Below are 17155 nucleotides of genomic sequence, written 5' to 3'. Positions count from 1 at the left end.
TTACGTGGTCTTTTGTAACCCTGCTCACAAAATCAGTGCTGGTTTTGCCATCAATAAACGGGAATATCAGATTCCCGTTTTTTTTTGCCCGTCATTTTCGCACACTTTTTGCAGTTTACCCGACTCGCTTGCTGCACACTCGTCAGCAAACGGAACACCGACGGGCTTGATAATGCAGGAGCTGATTATGCGTGGTAACCAAAGTTCAGTGTTTGATTCAGAACTCTATTCATCTCTGTTCACGCAACCGGAGATGAAAACTATCTGGTCGGACAGCCATCTGATTGAGTGCTGGCTGACATTTGAGACAACTCTGGCGGCGGTACAGGCTGAGCTGGAGATTATTCCTGAACAGGCAGCTCTGGATATTGCCACGGCCTGTCAGACTCTGGTTCCCGACTGGGATCGCCTGTCGACTGAGACCCGACTGGTGGGCATGCCGGTTAAACCACTGATTGATCAGATTGCCGATGCCGGAAGTGAACTGGTAAAAAAATATCTGCACTGGGGGTCAACCACCCAGGATCTGTTGGATAGCGGGTTGGCAATGCGCCTGAAACAGTCACTTCAGTTGCTGCGTCGCCAACTGGTACAGCTTGGAGAGTTACTTAAACAGATGGCCAGCCAGCACCGTAATACAGTGATGGTTGCCCGGACCAATGCTGTTGATGCCTCGGCGACCAGCTGGGGATTACAGGTCAGCAGTTATCTGGCTGAACTGACACGACACATTTACCGGCTGGATAATCTTTATCCGGTGGCAATTACCGGGATGTACGGCGGTGCAGTTGGTAATCTTTCTTCCTGTGGTGCCGGAGGTATTGAAGTACGTAACCGGTTAATGGAGAGGCTGGGGCTGACATGTCCTTCCGGAATGCTGAATGCCAGTCAGGACCATGTGACGGAAGTTATTCAGTTTTATGGTTTAGTCCACGGCACACTGTGTCGGATAGCCAACGATGTTGAAACTCAGGGAAGAGCTTCGATTGGCGAGCTCCGTGAAGGTGAAGAAGGTGGGGGATCCAGTGCTATGCCCCATAAGACAAATCCCCGCGCCAGTAACATGATTCAGACCTTATCCAGAATGGGCTGGATGTATGCCGCAGGCGCGCCGAATTTGCTCGATCAACAGGATGTTCGCTCAGCATCGATGCGGGTGCTTAACTGGAGTCTGGCCCCTGAGGCTTCATTATGCCTGTCTACCAGTTTGCAACGGGCTGTCGGACTAATCAGTCATCTGGTGGTGGATAAGCAACAGATGCGGCATAATTTTTCGGCATCACATAATTTTGTTTTGTCTGAATCAGTATCGATGAAGCTGGCGGAAAAAACAGGTCGCCAGGCCGCCTATGATTTAGTAAAAAATCTGCTCAAACATGAAGATGGCTCAAGAGACTTACTGAGTGCAGTGCTGGCTTGTCATGAAATTCGCGAAATACTCAGCGAATCTGAAATCCGCGAGGCCTGCCAGCCGGAATCATGGCTGGGGAGTAATGATCTGTTAATAGATGAAGCAATTGTCGCTTTTGATCATCAAAAACAGAAGGCCGGAACTTAAACGTCACACTCCGGGGGAGAAGGTTTCAAAGTAACTGAATAATTCTTCCAGCTCAGCAAAATTTCCCTGGCCTGCACCGCTGGCAAAGGCCATATGTAACACCAGCTCAATAAAAGCGAACCCTATCAACCGGCTCTTAAATACCGAGCCGGTTTCGCTTGGCAGAATAAATTGCTGATTGCAGTACTTACCGTAAGGGTTCGATTCTGAGTTGGTAATCAGGACCACGCTGGCCTGGCGGTTACGAAACCAGCCGGCAACCCTTAGCGCCATGTTGTTAAACCGGTAGTATGAAAATACGATCAGCACATCCCCGGGGGCTACTGACAACAGTGATTTCGGTAATTCACCGCTGTCGAGACTCAGTAGCGTTACCTGAGTGCGAAAGTATTTTATCAGGGTGACAAAATGGGTAGCCATTGCCAGCGATGAAGAGGGACCGACTACATACAGATGTCGTTCTTCGTCCAGCAGCAGAGCAGTAAATTCTTCCAGGCTGTTGATATTCAGCGACTGCTGAAATTCTGTAAACAGTCTGCCAACAGCATCACTAAAATTAGCCACAATCTGTGGGGCGGTGGCCTCAGATACTGGCGGGGTTCGGGTGGCGACATCAAAAGGGGAGTCCATCTTCTGAGACTGCAACGCCGCTTCGACATTACGACGAAACTCCGCATAGCCGGTATATCCCAGCCGTGCCAGAAAGCGGCCGATGGTTGCCTTGCTAACCCCGGCGTTCTGCGCAATATCAACAATGCCGTGAAACGGAATTTCATTGAAATGGTGCTGCAGATATTCATTCAGACGAACTTCAGATTCGGTTAATACCGGAAGCTGCGCAATCCCGTTCTGATAATGGCTTAGCGTCAGTAAGGGGTGTTCCTTCATAAAAACTCTCCGCAAGGATAAAAACGTAGCAAACGGCAGACGGTTAAACGCGACTGCGGGGATGACCTGTCTGGCAATGAGATCATCTGCACAGTTTTATGCGGGAAACCCGCTTTCTCATATTATTACAGGTTGCGGCTAATTATTCTGCCAGGAATTGTTAATTCAATGTGAACAGCCGCAGCACAGTGCCTGCACTTTGCTGAACAATAAGGAACAACCCATGACTGCATTTATCATCGCGATTGTTATTACCATTATTGCTGCATGGTTAATTATTAAAAATGTTCAGCCCCAGACCGTGTTGCTGCTGGCAGGGCTGATTTTACTGACACTGACGGTTGTTCTTTATCCGGACCGTTCCATTCTTTATGGCAAGTCTGCCACTACGGGATCCGTATGGCTGGATATTTTTGCCTTCGCCCGTGAATCGCTGTCGACTCAGGTGGCCGGTATTGGACTGATTATCATGGCGGCTGGTGGTTTTGCCAGTTATATGGATGAAATACATGCTTCTGATGCCATGGTAAATGCCTGTATCCGGCCGTTGAAACTGATCAAAGCACCTTATGTCATTTTGGCGCTGGGATATATTTGTGCGCAGTTACTGCATGTGGCAATTTCCAGTGCTGCCGGTCTGGCGATGCTACTGTTGGTGACGTTTTTTCCGGTGCTGGTTCGCCTTGGGGTGAGTAAAACGGCTGCCGCAGCCATGATTGGTATGTCGGCCTTTATGGATCTGGGTCCAGCAGTGGGTACCGCTAATCTGGCAGCCAGCCATGCGGGGATGGAAGCCGCGGTCTATTTCGCCCGTTATCAGATGCCGGTAGCCATCGCGGTTATGCTGGCGGTGGCTGTGCTGATTTATTTCTCTGCCCGCTATTATGATAAAAAGGCCGGACATCAGGTGAATACAGTAGAGGTATCCGCAGAGAGAAGTGGTGATGCCACAGCAGGTCGTGCGCCAGCCTTTTATGCTTTTTTACCGGTGTTTCCGGTGATTCTGGTGCTGGTTTTCAGCCCGTTACTGATTAAATCGGTGAAAATTGACGTGGTCACAGCGATGATTGCCGGGACTTTATTTGCCTTTGCCTGCGAACTGATAGTCACCCGTGATCTGACCCGTTGCTGTAAGGGCGTACAGGCCTTCTTCAAAGGTATGGGCAGTATGTTCACCAGTATTGTCTCGTTACTGGTGTGTGCTGATATCTATGCGCAGGGAATGCAAAAGATTGGGGCCGTAGATTATCTGTTAAGCACCGTACAGGGCGCCGGTTTTGGTTTTAACAGTATGACACTGGTGATGACCTTGCTGGTGGGGTTGATTGCTGTCCTGACCGGTTCTGGTGTTGCTGCCTTTTTCTCATTCTCAGGAATGGCGCCGGCCATTGCGGCTAAATTTGGCGAAAGTGCAGTAAAAATTCTGTTGCCCATGCAAATGATGGCCGGTATGGGCAGGGCAGTATCTCCGGTTGCAGGTGTGATTATTGCGGTCAGTAAAGCCGGTGAGTGTTCACCGTTCGAGATTGTTCGCCGGACGTTGATTCCGGCGATTGGCGGGGCACTGGCAATGCTGCTGGTGAATTACCTGCTGTACTGAGCAGACATCTTCTGCTCTGTAAAAACAAATGATAGTTCCCTGTAAAAGCCTGGACATTTGTTCAGGTTTTTTTATTAAAAAAATTTCAGGCATTAGATGATATCTGCAGGTCAGACCGGGAGCTGTAAATCAAAATCGTTGCAATAGTAATCTCAGACTCCGGATATGCCCTTGAGTGAATTTTGGTTTGCTGGGAACTGAATCGGTGAAAGTAGTGATAACCCCATGTGATTACTATGGTTTTAAAATCACGCTGCTTTAATATTTAATGCGGTTACTAATGGTTGCTGGTCTCAAAAACAATAAAACCTGATCTGGATCACCTTTTTCTGTACACAGAGGATTACCTTAGGGGCATAACAAATTTTTCATGCTTTGGTAATAAATCCGAACGATATACAAGATAACTTTAAGTAATTTCAAAAGGAAATAACCATGAGTTCAGAGAAAAAAGTTGCAGTAGTAACCGGCGCAGGTCAGGGCATTGGCAGATCTGTTGCGTTACGACTGGCAAAAGATGGTTTCAGAATTGGTAGCCTGGATTTCAACGGCGATTCAGCTCAGGAAACCGTTAATCTGATCACTAAAGCAGGTGGCGAAGCTGTCGCGGTAATTGTTGATGTGGCTAACCGCGACCAGGTGTTTGCGGCTGTAGACAAAGTGGTTGAAAAATTCGGTCGTCTGGATGTCATCGTGAATAATGCCGGCCTCGGCCCGACCACACCCATCGAAGATATTACTCCGGAAATCTATCATAAAGTCTTCGATGTTAACGTGGGCGGTGTGTACTGGGGAACTCAGGCAGCACTGAAACACTTTAAGAAAAGAACCCCGGCGAAAACCGGTGATGTCATTGGTAAAATTATCAATGCTTCATCCCAGGCGGGCCAGGTGGGAAATCCGGATCTGGCAGTCTACGGAGCCACCAAATTTGCAGTGCGCGGTATTACTCAGACGGCGGCTAAAGATCTGGCCAAATTTGGTGTCACTGTTAACGCTTACTGCCCGGGAATTGTGCGTACCCCAATGATGGAAGGCATTGCGCAGAAAGTAGCTGACGAAAATGGTCAGTCACTGGAGTGGGGCCTGCAGCAGTGGGCTAAAAATGTGACTCTTGGTCGTATTTCTGAGCCTGAGGATGTCGCAGCATGTGTTTCTTATCTTGCCGGCAGTGATTCAGATTATATGACCGGTCAGGCATTGATCATTGACGGTGGTATGACCTTTAACTAAGTCCTGCAATAGTGCTAATCATGCAATAACGGCCCCTCAGGGGCCGTTATTTTTTTCGGCATACCAGGCGATATTACTGCTTTTCAGGTTTGCTTCGGGCAAACCATTCAACGCCTTTTAGCATGCCGCGCCAGTAGAAAAATGGCAGAAACCGCGCGGTCAGGAACCAGGCGAAGCGACTGGCGCGCGCAGGTTCACCCGCAAATGTGGGCAGCAGTTTGTTTTGATAACCATACTCAGCCAGTACCACCCGACCTCTTGCAACAGTCAAAGGGCAGGAACCATATCCATCGTAATGGGTACGGGAGGAATCCCCCTGAATGACATTACGTAAATTTTCGGCGACTACCACTATTTGCTTACGTGCTGCGGCAGCTGTTTTTGATGCCGGGGCCGAGCAACAGTCGCCCAGAGCAAAAATCTCCGGATATTTTTGGTGTTGCAGTGTGTTCTGGTCGACATCGCACCAGCCATCTGAGTTGGCAAGGCCACTGTCGGCAATAAAAACCGGTGGCGTCTGTGGGGGAACGGCGTGCAACATATCAAACGGATAGGTTTCTTCGCGGTCTGGCTGGCCTTCATCGCTGATACGGAAGGTGGCCAGTTGTTTATCACCGTCAACTTTGATCAGTTCAGACGAGTAACTGACGGTGGCAGTATAACGATCCAGGTACGATTTAAGAATCGGGATAAAATAAGGGACGCTGAAAATGGCTTTTCCGGCCACATTAAAGCTGACATTGATATTGCTGAGCACCCCTTTTTTTTGCCAGTGTTCGCAGGAGAGATACAGCGCTTTCTGCGGTGCACCCGCACATTTGAAGGGCGTCATGGGCTGACAAAAGATGGCGTTACCGGTGGAAAGATTGCTCGCCAGCTGCCAGGTATAGGGCGCCAGACCTGGCCGGTAATTTGAAGTCACACCATTGCGACCCAGAGTTTCTTCCAGCCCTTCGATTTTGTCCCAGCGTAATACAACCCCGCAGGCGACCACCAGAAAGTCATAGTGCATCTGTTTACCCGACCCGGTAGTGACCAGTTTATTCACAGGATCAATGGCAGTGACACTTTCCTGAACCCAACTGACATCCGAAGGCAGAACTTCGCGCAGTGGCCGGACTGTTTTCAGATAATCATAAAGTCCGCCACCCACCAGGGTCCAGCCTGGCTGATAGTAGTGATTTTCTGAAGGATCAACGACGGTAATCTGCAGATTCCTGAGGCGCTTTTTCAGGCTTGCTATCACACCGATTCCGGCCGTTCCTCCTCCAATCACCAGCAGGTGAGGTAACGTGCGGGATTTCTGGAGTGTCATTAACTTTCTCCCTTCGCTGTTTTTAACTGAAAAATGAAAGTATTACTGTATTGCAGCTCGTTTGTAAGCTGCATGATACCGGGCCAGGCGCACTCCGGCTGAGTACCGGTTACCTTTACTGACCATCCTACCGGAAGTTACCTTTGATATCTCGCTAAGCTTTTTCGTGCGGCAAAGTAATCCAGTCTGCAGGCAATAAAAAAGCCTGAACTTGCATTCAGGCTCTCTTAATAAATGATGGCGGTGAGGGAGGGATTGACGCGCTGCGTTGCAGCACGCCCTGCGGGTGGCCTCTGGCCATCCAAAACTTCGTTTTGTCGAACCCTGCGAGGGTTCTCACCCTCCCTCCCGGACACTATGCAAAAAAAAGCCCGCATTGATATGCGAGCTCTTCTTTAAATGATGGCGGTGAGGGAGGGATTGACGCGCTGCGTTGCAGCACGCCCTGCGGGTGGCCTGCGGCCATCCAAAACTCCGTTTTGTCGAACCCTGCGAGGGTTCTCACCCTCCCTCCCGGACACTATGCAAAAAAAAAAGCCCGCAGTGATATGCGAGCTCTTCTTTAAATGATGGCGGTGAGGGAGGGATTCGAACCCTCGATACGTTGCCGTATACACACTTTCCAGGCGTGCTCCTTCAGCCACTCGGACACCTCACCACATTTTTCCTGTCAACCGCTGTAGCGGCTAACGGGGCGGTACTATAGGGAGTCAGCTGCTAACGGTCAAGAATTATTTTCTTCTTTTGTTTTGCCCGCTTAACTCATGAGCTAATTGGTTTATTTGACCGCAATCTGCAGCCATTTTAGCCGGGATTGCGGTCTTTTGGACTACTCTTTTACCTGGGCTGCGAAACGCTTACGCAGCTTTTGTAACTTCGGAGGGATCACAGCCATGCAATATCCGTTACGCTGTCCTTCACCATCCCAGTAGTTCTGGTGGTAATCTTCTGCCGGATACCAGGTCTGCAGAGGTTCAATGGTGGTCACAATCGGCGCTGTATGATCTTCTGAGGCACGCTGAATAGCTGCCTTCGCTTCCTGTTCTTGTTCCGCTGTGGCTGGAAAAATGGCAGAACGGTATTGAGTACCAATATCATTGCCCTGACGGTTGAGCTGGGTTGGATCATGGGTAGCGAAACTGATATCCAGCAGATCACCATAACCTACCACGGCAGGGTCAAAGCCAATACGGATTGCCTCAGCATGTCCGGTGGTACCTTCACAAACCTGAGGATAAGTCGGATTTTCGACGCTACCGCCGGTGTAGCCACTTTCTACCGATTCAACGCCATTGATGCTTTTAAACACCGCCTCGGTACACCAGAAACATCCTCCTGCAATCACTGCGTATTCAATCGTCATACTCAATTCCTCTGTTTCGCGCTGAATAATAGTTATTAGTATATCAGATGTGTGCGCCATACCATTTTTCAAGGGGCTATTCTGATGCTTATTCTCACTCTGCATAACTTGTGGTCGTTATTGTGGTAACAGAAAGTGCCGTCAGTACGAAAATGCAATTTCATCATAACTTTTACTAATGTTTTAAAGCATCCACATGAAACACAATTATCTCTGCTGACAGGCTACGGCTCAGATGGCACAGGTTGCGCGTTATTTTCCTGAATATAGTTGCGGGCATCGTCCCGGAAGGTAAAGATGGGAAAAACGTCTATACTTAAATCGGTTTTGATAATTATTCAGCAAATTATTTTGACTGTATATCATCAGAATTTCCCTGAGGATGCAGTCATCAAATAATGGCTGAGATTCACTGGCATCATTGCCAGGCCTGCCTGATACCTGTTTACGCGTTCATTCTGGTATCTCCCGGCACGACGAGCAGTTTTACTGTTACGGCGTGTTTGCCGTTACTCAGTGGCTTAGCACTGCTCGCTTCCGGTTAGCACTACAGACAGGAGCTAAATGTGCAACAACACCAACGATCACTTCCGGTGATGAATCCCGGAGAAAATGCTTTTTTCTTTGATGTAGACGGAACCCTGGCATCGCTACAGCCAACACCCGAGCTGGTGACGGTACCGGCTGACGTCTGCAACAACCTGCAGTTATTGTTTCAGAAATCCTGCGGGGCGGTTGCCATTATTTCCGGCCGGCCGTTAATTCAGATTGATCAACTACTGGCCCCGGCGCTACTGCCAGCCGCAGGGGTTCACGGCGCGGAGCGCAGAGATAATCACGGCATAGTTAACCGGATGATGCCCGAAGCTGAGTTGCTGACAGAAGCTGAGCGGCAACTAAAACAAGGAATTGCAGACTTACCCGGTGTCCGGCTGGAAAAAAAGGGTATCGCGTTTGCTTTGCATTACCGCCAGGCCCGGAATTTTGCTGAACAAACAGAAGCACTGGCCCGTCAGGTTGTCAGCCAGATACCCGCGCTGACTCTGATCGCGGGTAAATGTGTGGTCGAACTGAAACCTTCCAACATTGATAAAGGAAAAGCGATTGAAGAATTTATGCAAACCTCGCCATTCCACGGCCGGATTCCGGTGTTTCTGGGAGATGACCTGACGGACGAACGGGGGTTCAGTATTGTCAACAGCCTCGGAGGGATTTCTGTCAAAATTGGCCAGGGTAAAACACTGGCAAAATATCGGCTGGAGAGCACAACTGAGGTTCATCAGTGGATAGCCAGCATGCTAAATGCCGGTGTTCAGGCAGCTCCGGCAATTGATCAATATAAGGAGTCAACCTGATGGGCAGATTAGTTGTGGTATCAAACCGTATTGTCCTGCCAGTGGGAGGAAAAGCCAGTGCTGGTGGTCTGGCAGTCGGAATACTGGATGCCCTTAAACATAGTGGCGGGGTATGGTTCGGCTGGAACGGAGAGATTGCCGAAATTTCCGGAGAGGAAGAGCCGCTGGAGGTGATGGTCAGTGACGGGATTACTTATGCGTCCTTCAGTCTGGATCAAAATGATTATGACCTCTATTACACTCAGTATTCCAATGCTGTTATCTGGCCAGCTTTTCACTACCGGCTTGATTTAGTGGATTATCAACGCACTGCCTGGGAAGGGTATTGTCGCGTGAACAAACTGCTGGCGCAGAGGTTGCAACCTTTACTTGAGTCACAGGATATTATCTGGGCGCATGATTACCATCTGATGCCACTGGCCGACGAATTACGAAAACTGGGTAACCAGCAACCTGTCGGGTTCTTTTTGCATATTCCGTTCCCTGCTCCGGAAGTTTTTACCGCATTACCTGATCATCAACAAATTATGCAGATGCTGTGTGCCTATGATTTGCTTGGGTTTCAGACGGAAGGAGATAAACAGTCTTTTCTAAGTTCTCTTGCTCAGCTGACGCCGCTGACACCTACCCCTGACGGGCGATGGCAGGCTTATGGCAAGACGTTCAGTGTCGGGCATTATCCGATTGGTATTGAACCCGAAGCTATCCGACAGTTGGCCAGCGGTCCTTTACCACCAAAGATCGCTGCGATTCGTAATTCTCTGGGAGAAGCAAAAAATATTATTGCCTGTGAACGACTGGATTATTCAAAAGGGCTGCCGGAGCGGTTTCAGGCATATGAAGAGTTTCTGGAGAACTATCCGCAACACCGTGGCAGGATCCGCTTTACTCAGATAGCGCCCACCTCCCGGGGGGAAGTACAGGCCTATCAAAAAATCCGCCAACAACTGGAATCAGAAGCAGGGAGGATCAACGGTAAATATGGCACCTTAAGCTGGACACCTCTTTATTACCTTAATCAGCATTTTGACCGACGGTTGCTGATGAAAATCTTCCGGCTGACAGATATTGCTCTGGTAACACCGTTACGTGATGGCATGAATCTGGTGGCAAAAGAATACGTCGCGGCACAGGATGCTGATGACCCGGGAGTGCTGATACTTTCCCGTTTTGCGGGTGCTGCTGATGAACTAAGTGGTGCATTGATTGTGAACCCTTATGATCGGGGCGAAGTCGCCGCAGCCATAAATCAGGCGACAACTATGCCGCTGGATGAACGCAGGGAAAGATATCAGCAGATGATGTCAGTGTTAACCTTGCAAACGATTGATCGCTGGCGGGACCGCTTTCTGCATGATCTTAAGCAGTTAGCAGATGAGACAAAGTGAAATCTTCGGTCTGATTAGCCCCGCCATTCACCAGACATCAATATCTATGCCGGTCAGAGTGCGTTCTGCCGGCATGCAGTTTACTGCCAGTTGAGCATGACTATATCGGCATAATAGCTTTTATTTTTATACCAGTGGTAAATATCTTTCTGCGATGCATATTTCTGACTTATTAGATTGATCGATTTCGTTTAATAAAAACTTTAACGAGGAAGGGGAATTTATTTCGTCTGTTGTTGGATTTAAATAGTCATGCAGTGTCGTGGTGGGTATTTATTTTGTACTGCTATCTTTAATTCCGGGTGGCACAACACTGTAATCACTAACGAAAATAAACCACTGAATACTTATGCAGTTGAATAAAGTAGGTATATTTGTTGTTTATTTAATAAAAACAGAAATTTTATTTACCATTTTGTCAGTAAACATGATTATATCTGGTTTGTTATTATATGTATTTGGCTATTCACAGCAGTTTTTGATAAAAAATTATAACCAGGTGGATTACTCTCAAAAGAATACAGTGGTGTTTATAAAATGATCCAAGTCAATTTCACTGGTAAATAAATAGAAAAAGTCATTGTGCGCGCGTCAGCGAACAGTTAAATTCAAATAAGATAAATCCCATAAAACAGGAAAAAAGGAAGTTGTGTGTTTTTTGCAGAAGCGTCACTTATCCGTTAACTGTTGTTTTTGGGTTATATCTTATTATCTAATCTTGTGAGTTAGTTTCGAAGAGATAAGTTTTCTGGAAGGGTGTTGCCGATAAAATGCCCAATCCGGCCAGTCTTTGTGCGTCAGTTCATAATTTAATCGAGAGGAAAATAAAATGAATACAGTTAGTCTGGTGAAACATATTTACGACATTAATCTTTCATATTTACTTTTGGCCCAGCAGTTAATTAGCCAGGATAAAACTTCAGCGATGTTTCGTCTGGGAATCGACGAACCAATGGCGAATAAACTGGCTGAACTGACGCTACCAGGTTTAGTCAAACTTGCAGAAACTAACCAGTTAATATGCAAACTACGGTTTATGGATTACACTATTATTCAACGTCTGACCCGTGAGTCGAGAGTAGATGATATGCAGCAAATTCATACCGGAATTATGCTGGCCAGTGAACTCCTGCAATCAGTTTCTTAGATAACTTACCGGCAAAATTCAGGAGGAAGAGATGAAAGCACACAGCGTTATACAGGAAGGGCATGATATTCAGCTGGCCACTGAACTGATCAGGCTTGGCGCACGGCTGCAATTGCTGGAAAGTGAAACCGTGCTGAGTCGTGGTCGTTTAATCCGGTTATACAAAGAAATTAAAGGCTGCCCGCCACCGAAAGGAATGCTGCCATTTTCCACAGACTGGTTTATGACGTGGGAGCATAATATTCATGCCACGGTTTTTTTTCACGCCTGGTTGTTTATGCAAAAAACTCATTTAACAGAAGGTGTTGACGCGCTGATAGCCGCTTACCGCTTGTATCTTGAACAATGTCCACCCGCTGATGAAGGGCCTTTACTGGCACTGACCCGTGCCTGGACATTAATTCGTTTTGTGGAAAGTGGAATGCTGGAACTCTCTCCCTGTCGCTGCTGCCATGGAGAGTTTGTAAATCATGCCCATCAGCCCAGGGGCAGTTTTATTTGTAGTTTATGCCAGCCTCCTTCAAGGGCAGTTAAAAAACGTAAACTTCCGGAAGAGAGTGCCGATAACAGCTTATATGTGCTGGATGAGAAAATTAAAAACTAATCTGTATTAACTTTATTCAATATCCGGCAGCGTTGTATTTCGCTGCTTTTTTATTAGTTTTTAATATTTCCGGCACAATTAAATTCGCAGAGTTATCGGTAACGTAAGGGGTTCTCCGTGTTAATTGTTCTGGGATATATTGTGGTTATCGGTTCAGTGCTGGGAGGATATGCACTGGTCGGCGGGGAAATGGGTGCCTTGTATCAGCCGACAGAGTTGTTAATAATCGGCGGTGCTGGCGTTGGGGCTTTTTTTGTCGGGAATAACGGTAAGTCGATCAAAAAAACGCTCAAAGCGTTACCGTTATTATTACGTGGCTCAAAGTATACCAAAGCACATTATCTTGATTTGATGACATTGTTATTTCAGTTGTTGTCTAAGGCACGTCAGCAAGGGGTGCTGGCTCTGGAGAAAGATATTGAAGTTCCTGCTGAAAGCGAATTATTTACGCTCTACCCGAGACTTCTGTCTGACAAAATGATTATTGATTTTATGACTGATTATTTGCGGTTGATCATCAGTGGCAATATGAGTGCATTTGAAATCGAATCATTAATGGATGAAGAAATAGAAACCTACGAACATGAAAGCGACGCTCCGGCGCAGAGTATTGCTGCTGCCGGTGACGGATTACCGGCTTTTGGGATTGTCGCTGCGGTGATGGGGGTTGTTCATGCGCTGGCTTCCGCAGATCGTCCGGCGGCTGAGTTGGGCGAATTAATTGCCCATGCGATGGTCGGGACATTCCTGGGGATCCTTTTGTCATATGACTTTATCACACCGCTGGCCTCAGTACTGCGACAGAAATATGCCGAAAATACCAAAATGATGCAGTGTATAAAAATCACCCTGTTATCGAATATGCATGGTTATCCGCCACAGATAGCGGTCGAGTTTGGCCGTAAAGTCCTCTATTCAAGTGAACGGCCTTCATTTACAGAGCTGGAAGATCATGTGCGTGATAACAAGTCAGTGAATAAATCCTCAGCGGAAGCCGACGCATGAAAACGAATGAACGCCAGATAATCGTAGTCAAAAAGGGCAAATCCTCAGAACATCACGGGAGTCACGGCTCCTGGAAAATAGCCTATGCCGATTTTATGACCGCAATGATGGCTTTCTTTATGGTGATGTGGCTGGTGTCGGTATCTACCCCGAAAGAGCTTCAGCAGATTGCCGAGTATTTTAAGACGCCGCTGAAGGTTGCGTTATCCGGCGGTCGCCGTAGTAGCGACAGTGTCAGTGTGGTGCCAGGTGGCGGAGAGGATGTGACGCGCCAGGAAGGAGAGGTCAATCATGTTGCCCCAAAAGCAGATAGCAAACATCAGCAGGACAATCGTCGTTTGAAACATCTGCAACAGAAACTGGAAAACATGCTGTTGAAAGATCCGCGACTGAAAGCTCTGCGCCCACATCTGTTAATCACTATGGTCAGTAGTGGTCTGCGGATTCAGATCATCGACAGTAAACAACGACCGATGTTTTTAAGTGGCAGCTCAGAAGTCGAACCGTATATGCGCACTATCATGCAGGCGATAGCACCGATACTTAATGATGTTCCCAATGATATCAGCATTGCCGGGCATACCGATGATTATCAGTATCAGGCCGGTGAAAAAGGTTTCAGTAACTGGGAACTCTCTGCTAACCGCGCCAATGCGTCCCGCAGGGAACTGGTGCGTGGTGGACTGAATGAGGGGAAAGTGCTGCGCGTGCTTGGTATGGCTAATACGATGAAATTAAAAAATGTGCACGGTGACAACGCGGAAAACCGGCGGATCAGTCTGTTGGTGTTGACTGAGGATGCGCAGGAGGCAATTGAAAAAGAAAACAGTGAAGAGCAGGCCATCACTGTGTCAGAACCGGATCAGCTGCAACTGTCAGAACCTGTGCCCGATAATACTACACCAGCGCCGACACCGGCGCCGTCCGAAAGTGGTACAGATGGCACCATTGCACCGGAAGAACCTCATCAGGCTACCCCGGGGTCCGCAGTAAATACCTTGCCGTCTGCGCCTGAGACCACGATTCAGCAACCAGCGCCAGCGTCGGCAGAAGCTGAACCCACACCCGCGGCAGTAACGCCCTCAACAGACCAATAAAGGCAGCTTACGTGACAATGGATATCAGTGATTTTTATCAGACATTTTTTGATGAAGCCGACGAGTTACTGGCTGATATGGAACAGCACCTGTTGGCTTTGGACCCTGAGAGCCCCGACTCTGAACAGCTAAATGCTATTTTCAGGGCAGCTCATTCGATTAAAGGGGGGGCGGCGACGTTTGGTTTCACTGTATTACAGGAAACGACGCATATCCTGGAAAATATACTCGACAGTGCCAGGCGCAGTGAGCTGTCACTGAGCAGCGCTATCATTAATATGTTTCTGGAAACCAAAGATATTATGCAAGAGCAGCTAAATGCTTATAAATCGTCGCAAAAACCAGATGAAGAGAGTTTTCGCTATGTTTGCGAAATGCTACGCCAGATAGCTCTTGGTAATGATTCCGGTCACAGCAACGCAGAAACCGCGCCCGAAAAAGCGGACCGGCAATTCTCTGCAGAACCTTCCGATACCGGTGCTGATGCAGGCTCCGATAACAAGAGTGGCAGTGATAAACCGGTGCGGTTAAGGCTGGAGTCACTGAAAAATAATGAAGCTGAACTCCTGCTCAGCGAATTGCAAAATCTTGGTAAGGTCTCAGAGATTGTGCAGCAACCGGACACTCTGGAGGCGACTATCAGCGGGGTGAGTGAAGGCGATTTGTTCGCAGTACTCTGCTTTGTTATCGATGAGCAACAGGTTCGTTTTCTTCAGTTACCGCGCGACGAAAAAGTGACGGGCGATAATCCTGCTAAAGCCGCTGGCGAACCGCCGGTAAAATCCGCCAGGCAATCCGCCCCGGCGATGAAAACCAGCGAATCCGGCAGTATCAGGGTGGCAGTAGAGAAGGTTGACCAGCTGATTAACCTGGTAGGGGAACTGGTCATTACCCAGTCGATGCTACAACAGCATGCGAATACCCTGGAACCAGGAATTCATGGTGACTTACTTAACAGCATGAGTCAGCTGGAACGTAATGCCCGCGATCTTCAGGAATCTGTCATGTCGATCAGGATGATGCCGATGGAATACGTGTTTAGCCGTTTTCCACGGTTGGTCAGAGATCTGGCTGCAAAACTGGAGAAAAAAGTCGAACTGACACTGCAGGGCAGCTCAACGGAGCTGGATAAAAGCCTGATAGAGCGCATTATTGACCCACTGACCCATCTGGTGCGAAACAGCCTGGATCATGGTGTAGAGTCCCCCCGGCAGCGTCTGGAAAGTGGTAAATCAGAAACCGGCCACCTGATACTGTCGGCCGAGCACCGTGGCGGCAATATTTGTATCGAAGTCACAGATGATGGTGCGGGACTAAACCACGAAAAAATACTGGCAAAAGCTCGTTCATCGGGCATTCCACTGCACGATAACATGAGTGATGACGATATCGGCTTACTCATATTTGCACCGGGCTTTTCTACCGCCGAACAGGTCACTGATGTGTCAGGTCGTGGCGTAGGTATGGATGTAGTAAAACGAAATATCCAGCAAATGGGTGGCCATGTCGAAATCAGTTCAAAGCCACGACAGGGGACGACCATTCGCATTCTGTTGCCTCTGACGCTGGCTATTCTCGATGGTATGTCGGTGAGAGTGGGTAATGAAGTTTTTATCCTGCCTCTCAACGCGGTTATGGAGTCGTTGCAGCCGGAACGTGACTTCCTGAAAGCACTGGCCGGGGGAGAACGGGTGCTGGAAGTTCGTGGAGAATATCTGCCTCTGGTGGCGTTATCGGCGGTATTTGAAGTTGAGAATGCTCATCAGGACCCAACCCGGGGTATTGCCATTATCTTACAAACTGCCGGTAAGCGATACGCTCTGCTGGTTGATCAGCTTATTGGTCAGCATCAGGTGGTGGTAAAAAATCTTGAAAGTAATTACCGGAAAGTTGAAGGCATTTCTGCAGCAACCATTATGGGAGACGGCAGCGTCGCATTTATCGTCGATATTGCGGTATTGCAGTCATTTCACCGGGATAAATGTTTATCCGCAAAGCCGGGTAATCTCTGAGAATAAGTGAATATGCGGGGGGTATGTGGAAAAAATAGCTGAAGAAATAGCTGCTCAGGAATTTCTTATCTTTACGCTTGGCGATGAAGAATATGGTATTGATATACTAAAAGTTCAGGAGATTCGTGGTTATGATCACGTCACAAGAATAGCCAATACGCCTTCTTTTATTAAAGGAGTGACAAATCTTCGGGGAGTGATTGTCCCTATTCTGGATATGCGAATTAAATTTTTGCAGCATAATGTCGACTATAATGAAAACACAGTGGTGATTGTGCTCAATCTGAAAAACAGAGTAGTGGGCATTGTGGTTGACGGAGTGTCAGATGTGCTGGCGCTCAGCAAGGATGATATCCGTGCAGCTCCTGAGTTTACAGTGACTCTGGCCACTGAATATCTGACCGGATTAGGGGCCAGGGGGGACCGGATGTTGATTCTGGTTGATATAGAAAAATTACTCAGCAGTGACGAAATGGCGCTGGTAGATACACTCCGATAAATAACCAGATAGCCATCCTTATCCGGGCGACATAATGTCGCCTTTTTTATTTCTGTAAATAATAGCGGGTAGTAAATAAAGATTTATTTCG

The 17155-nt window shown here is 47.9% G+C and carries 14 protein-coding genes, 1 tRNA gene and 2 other RNA genes; 11 read left to right on the top strand and 6 right to left on the bottom strand.

The features are described 5' to 3' along the window. Window positions 1-187: 187 nt before the first annotated feature. Window positions 188-1558, top strand: a complete 1371-nt coding sequence (locus A7K98_RS11025; RefSeq protein ID WP_087490468.1) for a class-II fumarase/aspartase family protein — start codon at window positions 188-190, stop codon at window positions 1556-1558. 3 nt (window positions 1559-1561) lie between these two features. Here A7K98_RS11025 and A7K98_RS11020 read toward each other — a convergent pair whose 3' ends face one another. Next, window positions 1562-2446: a MurR/RpiR family transcriptional regulator gene (locus tag A7K98_RS11020; RefSeq protein WP_087488600.1), complete on the bottom strand. Its 885-nt coding sequence runs from the start codon at window positions 2444-2446 to the stop codon at window positions 1562-1564. 223 nt (window positions 2447-2669) lie between these two features. Between A7K98_RS11020 and dcuC the strand changes: the two genes are divergently transcribed. Then, window positions 2670-4046: a C4-dicarboxylate transporter DcuC gene (gene dcuC, locus A7K98_RS11015; protein ID WP_087488599.1), complete on the top strand. Its 1377-nt coding sequence runs from the start codon at window positions 2670-2672 to the stop codon at window positions 4044-4046. A gap of 435 nt (window positions 4047-4481) precedes the next feature. Continuing rightward, a complete protein-coding gene (locus A7K98_RS11010) occupies window positions 4482-5279 on the top strand; it encodes a (S)-acetoin forming diacetyl reductase (protein WP_087488598.1) in 798 nt (265 codons plus the stop codon). 73 nt (window positions 5280-5352) lie between these two features. Here the strand turns inward: A7K98_RS11010 and A7K98_RS11005 are convergent, their stop codons facing one another. From A7K98_RS11005 to msrA, 5 genes are all read right to left on the bottom strand, one after another. Next, entirely contained in the window at window positions 5353-6594 is a 1242-nt protein-coding gene (locus A7K98_RS11005; protein ID WP_087488597.1) for an NAD(P)/FAD-dependent oxidoreductase, read from the bottom strand. 238 nt (window positions 6595-6832) lie between these two features. Then, a non-coding RNA gene (locus A7K98_RS11000) (RtT sRNA) lies at window positions 6833-6954 on the bottom strand. A gap of 43 nt (window positions 6955-6997) precedes the next feature. Continuing rightward, window positions 6998-7119: non-coding RNA, RtT sRNA (locus A7K98_RS10995), on the bottom strand. Window positions 7120-7164: 45 nt separating this feature from the next. Then, window positions 7165-7252, bottom strand: a tRNA-Ser gene (locus A7K98_RS10990). 171 nt (window positions 7253-7423) lie between these two features. Continuing rightward, the gene (gene msrA, locus A7K98_RS10985; RefSeq protein ID WP_087488596.1) at window positions 7424-7957 is read right to left on the bottom strand and encodes a peptide-methionine (S)-S-oxide reductase MsrA; all 534 of its coding nucleotides are present in this window, start codon (window positions 7955-7957) and stop codon (window positions 7424-7426) included. A 596-nt stretch (window positions 7958-8553) separates the two neighbouring features. On the opposite strand from msrA, the gene otsB reads away from it, so the two are divergent. The 8 genes from otsB to cheW all read left to right on the top strand — a co-directional run bounded on the left by otsB (window position 8554) and on the right by cheW (window position 17064). After that, window positions 8554-9312, top strand: a complete 759-nt coding sequence (otsB, locus tag A7K98_RS10980; RefSeq protein WP_087490467.1) for a trehalose-phosphatase — start codon at window positions 8554-8556, stop codon at window positions 9310-9312. Next, window positions 9312-10700, top strand: a complete 1389-nt coding sequence (otsA, locus tag A7K98_RS10975; protein WP_087488595.1) for an alpha,alpha-trehalose-phosphate synthase — start codon at window positions 9312-9314, stop codon at window positions 10698-10700. The genes otsB and otsA overlap by 1 nt, the downstream gene beginning before the upstream one ends. An 829-nt stretch (window positions 10701-11529) precedes the next feature. Continuing rightward, window positions 11530-11847, top strand: coding sequence for a flagellar transcriptional regulator FlhD (flhD, locus tag A7K98_RS10965; protein WP_087488593.1), 318 nt, complete (start codon window positions 11530-11532; stop codon window positions 11845-11847). 31 nt (window positions 11848-11878) lie between these two features. Further along, window positions 11879-12451: a flagellar transcriptional regulator FlhC gene (gene flhC, locus A7K98_RS10960; RefSeq protein ID WP_087488592.1), complete on the top strand. Its 573-nt coding sequence runs from the start codon at window positions 11879-11881 to the stop codon at window positions 12449-12451. A 117-nt stretch (window positions 12452-12568) separates the two neighbouring features. After that, complete coding sequence (gene motA, locus A7K98_RS10955) at window positions 12569-13456, top strand: flagellar motor stator protein MotA (protein ID WP_087488591.1); 888 nt, start codon at window positions 12569-12571, stop codon at window positions 13454-13456. Further along, a complete protein-coding gene (gene motB, locus A7K98_RS10950) occupies window positions 13453-14553 on the top strand; it encodes a flagellar motor protein MotB (protein WP_087488590.1) in 1101 nt (366 codons plus the stop codon). Before motA ends, motB begins: the two co-directional genes overlap by 4 nt. Before the next feature lie 17 nt (window positions 14554-14570). Beyond that, the gene (gene cheA / locus A7K98_RS10945) at window positions 14571-16565 is read left to right on the top strand and encodes a chemotaxis protein CheA (protein WP_087488589.1); all 1995 of its coding nucleotides are present in this window, start codon (window positions 14571-14573) and stop codon (window positions 16563-16565) included. A gap of 25 nt (window positions 16566-16590) precedes the next feature. Continuing rightward, window positions 16591-17064 carry a chemotaxis protein CheW gene (cheW, locus tag A7K98_RS10940; RefSeq protein ID WP_232461524.1) on the top strand — a complete coding sequence of 158 codons (474 nt, stop codon included), beginning with the start codon at window positions 16591-16593 and terminating at the stop codon, window positions 17062-17064. The last annotated feature ends 91 nt before the right edge of the window (window positions 17065-17155 follow it).

The sequence above is a fragment of the Tatumella citrea genome (genome assembly GCF_002163585.1).
Taxonomy (GTDB): Bacteria; Pseudomonadota; Gammaproteobacteria; order Enterobacterales; family Enterobacteriaceae; genus Tatumella; species Tatumella citrea.
Note: the sequence above shows the minus strand (reverse complement) of the source record. Positions and strands in the feature narration are given on the sequence as shown.